At 71.1% G+C, this 4,812-nt stretch carries 4 protein-coding genes; 3 read left to right on the plus strand and 1 reads right to left on the minus strand.

The window, feature by feature from the left end:
• On the minus strand, positions 1 to 887 hold an 887-nt coding region (locus ACFPZL_RS10070; protein ID WP_382335289.1), incomplete at its 3' end, for a DivIVA domain-containing protein.
• Positions 888 to 1,174: 287 nt separating this feature from the next.
• Here ACFPZL_RS10070 and ACFPZL_RS10075 point away from each other — a divergent pair.
• The 3 genes from ACFPZL_RS10075 to ACFPZL_RS10085 all read left to right on the plus strand — a co-directional run.
• Positions 1,175 to 2,956 carry a glycosyltransferase gene (locus ACFPZL_RS10075; protein ID WP_236021805.1) on the plus strand — a complete coding sequence of 594 codons (1,782 nt, stop codon included), beginning with the start codon at positions 1,175 to 1,177 and terminating at the stop codon, positions 2,954 to 2,956.
• 2 nt (positions 2,957 to 2,958) lie between these two features.
• On the plus strand, positions 2,959 to 3,924 hold the full coding sequence (locus tag ACFPZL_RS10080) for a tetratricopeptide repeat protein (RefSeq protein WP_218114136.1): 966 nt from the start codon (positions 2,959 to 2,961) through the stop codon (positions 3,922 to 3,924).
• 34 nt (positions 3,925 to 3,958) lie between these two features.
• A partial coding sequence (locus ACFPZL_RS10085; RefSeq protein ID WP_382335291.1) for a cysteine desulfurase family protein occupies positions 3,959 to 4,812 on the plus strand: 854 nt, incomplete at its 3' end.

Here is a 4,812-nt window from a genome sequence, read left to right on the forward strand (position 1 = left end):
GACGCCGGTGCGTGTCCGACTCCTCGGCGATCGCGCGATCGTGCTCGGCTCGCTCCTGCGCGATCCGCTCGCGCAGCGTCTCGATCTCGTCCGTCAGGGTCCGGCGCAGTTCGTCCATCTCGGCGTTGAGCTCGCGCTCCCGCTCGGAGTGCCGCTCCTCGCGCTCGGCCTCCTCGCGCTGCGTCTGCGCTTCGAAGCGGGCGCGCGCCTCCTCGGCGTCGGCCTCGAGCTCCGTCGCGCAGCTCCTCCGATTCGGTGCGGGCGGCGATCGCGAGCAGCTCCGCCTCGGCCTGCGCCTCGGCGATCAACGCACGGGCCTCGGCCTGCGCGGCCTCGAGCGCCGCCGAACTGTCCCGTCGGCTGCCCGTGTCGAGCAGATCCGCGGTCTCCCGGGACTCGCGCAGCAGCCGGTCGGACTCGGCGCGGGTCCCGGACGTGAGGCGTTCGGCCTCGGCGCGCGCGCTGCTCAGCATCGTCTCCGACTGCTCCGTCGCGCTGGTCAGCATCTCGTCCGCGCGCTGCTGCGCCTGCGTGAGCAGCCGCTTCGTCTCGGCCTCGGTGCTGCGGCGCAGCCGCTCGGCGTCTATGTCGGCCTGCGCCATCAGGTTCTGAGCGTGATCCTCGGCGACCTTCAGGCTCTTCTCGACACGGAGGCCGAGCCCCGAGTATCCCGATGCGCCCAGCTCGGCGACCTGTTCCTGCAGCTCCGCGATCAGCGCCTGCTGCTCGGCGGCCGTGGTCACCGAACCCTGGTATGCCGACTGCAGCGACTGCAGGTGCGTCTGCAGGGTGTCGATGTGCTGCGAGAGCGCGGTGACGCGCGCGTTGACTTCGGCGCGGTTGTAGCCGCGCATCGATGTCGAGAACTGGGACTCTGCGTCGCTCACGGATCCTCCGGCCGATCGGTGGGTAGGGCGCGCCGAGCTCGATGGCGCGCGAAGTTCCCCTGACCCGGACATCATACCGTCGGAGCATTCGCGCAGACCCGGGAATGCCGCCGGTCCTCGTTGTTCCCTGACAGTCGTTTTCGGGAAGCTCGGGTAGCGTTGTCGGCATATCGTCGATTTCCCGCGACCCTGCGGGCGCCGGACCTTCGGGGGAACGACCGGCCGATCGGCAACCAGACTTGTGAGGAGATACCCAGGTGCGATTCGGGCTTGCCATAGCCTCGCTCGTGATTTCGGGCATCCTGTTGCTGCTCGGGATCGGGCAGCGGACCGTCTTCGCCGGTCCGGACGAGATCACCTTCCGGGCCGAGCCGAGTCAGGGGGTCTCCTACGCCGTCATCTCCGCCGAGCAGTTCGACGCAATGCCCGGCCAGGCGAACCTGGTGGTCGGCGGGGCCAACGCCTTCGCCGCGATCGGATCCACCGCCGATGTCGAGGCGTGGGTGGCGCCGTTCGACCATGCGGTGCTCTCGGCGGATGCGGCGGGGGAGCGGCTGTTCGAGGAACCCGTTCCCGCGCAGGCCTCCGAGCTGAGCGCGGAGGAGCTCGAGCAGCTCGACCCGCGCGGCAGCGACCTCTGGCTCAGCGAGCAGGGTCCCGGTCGCGCCGCGATGTCCCTCGGCGCCGACCAGTCGGTCCTGGCCGAGCTCGGCGACGGCGGCACGGTCTCGGTCGTCTGGGTGCAGAACGATCGCACACCGTGGGCCGGCCCGCTGCTGGCGGCAGGCGGCCTCTTCGCACTGATCGGAGCGATCCTCTACCTGCTGGCGGTCGACCACGATCGTCGCGGACTGGGCCCGCGGCGCGGCCGGTCCGGCCCTCTGGTCGGGCTGCGCAACATGGCTCGCCGCCGGCCGCCGACCGCCTCATCGGTATCCGAGAAGCCCGTGGATCGCGCGCGCGCGAAGCGGGTGGCGGCGCCCGTCGTCGGCCTCTCCATGCTCCTGGTGCTGAGCGGTTGCTCGTCGAGCTACTGGCCGGATCTCTCGCCGTCTCCGAAGCCGACCGAGGAGCGTGCGGATGATGCCGTCGCCGCCAACGTCGCTCCGGTCCCCATCCTCCAGAGCCAGATCGACCGCGTCATCGAGGACGTCGTCGCGACGGCCGGTGCGGGCGATGACGGTCTCGATGCGAAGCTGCTGGAGCCGCGCTTCAGCGGTGACGCCCTCGAACAGCGGACCGCGCACTACAAGATCCGCAAGAAGGTCGCCGACTACGAGGTCGTGCTGCCCCGGATCACGACGGAGCAGCTCGAGTACGAGCTCGTGCAGAGCACGGACGGCTGGCCGCGGACGGTCTTCGCGACGGTGGCCTCGGAAGCGCCGGACACCGGGGACGAGGAGCCCGCGGACGACGAGGGTGCGAACGCGTCGGTGGCGCCGGTCGCCTCGCCGTCGCTCGCGCTGGTCCTCACCCAGACCGGCCCGCACGAGAACTATCGGGTCAGCCGCATCTTCGCGCTGCGCGGCGGGATATCCATGCCGAGCGCCGCCCCGGTCGAGGAGGGCACCGCTCTGCTCGCCGAGGACGCCCGAACGCTCGCGCTGCCGCCCGGCGAGGTCGGCGAGCGGTACGCCGAGGTTCTCGCAGGCGGCGACGAAGTGGATGCGGCCCAGTACTTCGACCTGGTGGACGACACCATCATCAAGAAGAGCGGGGCGGCCTGGGTCGCCGCGGCGAAGAAGGCCGCGCAGAAGGACAAGGTGGACGTGAGGTACTCGGTCAAGGCCGCGCAGACCGACACCTCGGTGACCGGCCTGTCGACCGGCGTCGGCGGCGCGCTCGTCGCCACCACGGTGGTCGAGTCGCGGATCGAGAAGCAGACCGGCGATTACCAGCCCAAGGCGGTCGGCGCGGTGACCGCGCTCTCGGGGCTGAAGGGCGCGCAGAAGCAGATCGTGAGCCGCGTGGCGCATCAGCTGCTCTTCTTCGTGCCGAGCGAGACCAGCGGTGAGAAGATCCAGCTCCTCGGATATACGACGGAGCTGGTGGGAGCGAGTAAGAAGTAACCATGGCACAGCAGATTCCCGAACGTATTCCCGGCGGCGCCGTCGACCTCAGCCACCTCGCCGCGGCCGCGCAGGCCTCCTCCGCGACCGGTCCGGCGAACGGGCAGCCGTCATCGCAGGGCCCCGTGGTCGACGTGCCCTCGCTGGTGATCGACCTGACCGACCAGACTTTCGAACAGGCCGTCCAGCTCTCGAGCGCGGTGCCCGTGGTCGTCGACCTCTGGGCGGAATGGTGCCAGCCCTGCAAGACGCTGGGTCCGATCCTCGAGAAGGTCACCCGAGAGCTCGGCGGGCGCATCGTCCTCGCCAAGGTCGACGTCGATGCCAACCCGGGGCTCGCGCAGGCGTTCCAGGCGCAGTCGATCCCGACGGTCGTGGCGCTCGTCGGCGGCCGACCCGTGCCGCTGTTCCAGGGTGCCGTCCCGGAGCAGCAGGTGCGGGAGATGTTCGCGCAGCTGCTGCAGCTCGCTGCTCAGCAGGGCGTCGCCGGCCGTGCGAATTCCCCGGAGCTCGATGGCGAGAGCGACGCCGGAGCCGACGATGCGCCCCAGGCCAACCCCGCCCACGCGGAGGCGCTCGAGGCGCTCGATCGCGGGGACTTCGCGGCTGCCGTGAACGCGTACGAGCAGGTGCTCGCCAAGGCCCCCGCCGATCACGAGGCCCGCGCGGCGCTGGTGCAGGTGAAACTGCTGGAGCGCCTCGCAGGCGCGGGTGCGGACGAGATCCGCCAGGCCGCTGCGGCCGATCCGGGGGACATCGCCGCGCAACTGCGCGTCGCAGACCTCGACGTCTCCGGCGGCCACATCGAGGATGCGTTCCTGCGCCTGCTCGATCTCTTCGCCGCGCGCGAGGACGCCGATGAGCGCACCGCGATCCGCGAGCGCCTGCTGGAGCTCTTCGAAGTGGTCGGAGTCGCCGATCCGCGGGTCGCCGCAGCACGCACGAGGCTGGCGAACCTGCTGTACTGAGCGCCGGCGGATGACGGGCGACGGAGGAAGGATCGTGCGAGCCTACCTGGACCATGCGGCGACGTCGCCGATGCCGGAGTCGGTGCTGGCCGCCTACCTCGACGCACTCCGCGGCGTCGGCAACCCGGCATCGACCCACGGACACGGCCAGGCCGCGCGCGAACGGCTCGAGGCGGCACGCGAGCAGATCGCCTCGCTGCTCGGTGCCGATCCTGCGGAGACGATTCTGAACACCGGCGGGACGGAGTCGATCAACCTCGCGCTGAAGGGCATCTACTGGGCGCGCCGCCGCGCTGGTATCGGGGGCGAATCCGCACCCGTCCTGCTCATCGCCGAGGGGGAGCATCACGCGACGATCGGTGCAGCTGAATGGCTGTGCGAGGAGCAGGGCGCTCGGATGCGCCGACTGCCGCTCGACGCCGACGGCGTGCTGCGTCCCGACGTCCTCGCGGAGGCGCTCGCAGAAGAGGGGCCGGGAAACGTTGCGCTCGTCTCCTTCATCTGGGCGAACAACGAGGTCGGCAGCGTGCAGCCCGTGGCCGAATTGTGCGGCCTCGCGCGGGACGCCGGAGTGCCCGTGCACGTCGACGCCGTCGCCGCGCTCGGCCGGGCTCCGATCGATCTGCACGCCTCTGGCGCCTCGGCGATATCGGTGTCGGCGCACAAGATCGGCGGACCCGTGGGGGTCGGGGCGCTGCTCCTCCGCCGAGACGCCGCGATCGATCCGCTCTTCCACGGCGGGGAGCCGCCGCGCTCGCGCTCGGGCACGCAGAACATAGCCGGCGCGGTCGCATTCGCCGCGGCGCTCTCGCGATGCGCCGGGCCGGAGCATGAAGCGCGGCTCGTGCGATTGGCGGCGCTCCAGGACCGCCTCATCGCGGGCGTGCG

The sequence above is a fragment of the Leucobacter soli genome (genome assembly GCF_042659205.1).
Lineage (GTDB): Bacteria > Actinomycetota > Actinomycetes > Actinomycetales > Microbacteriaceae > Leucobacter > Leucobacter soli.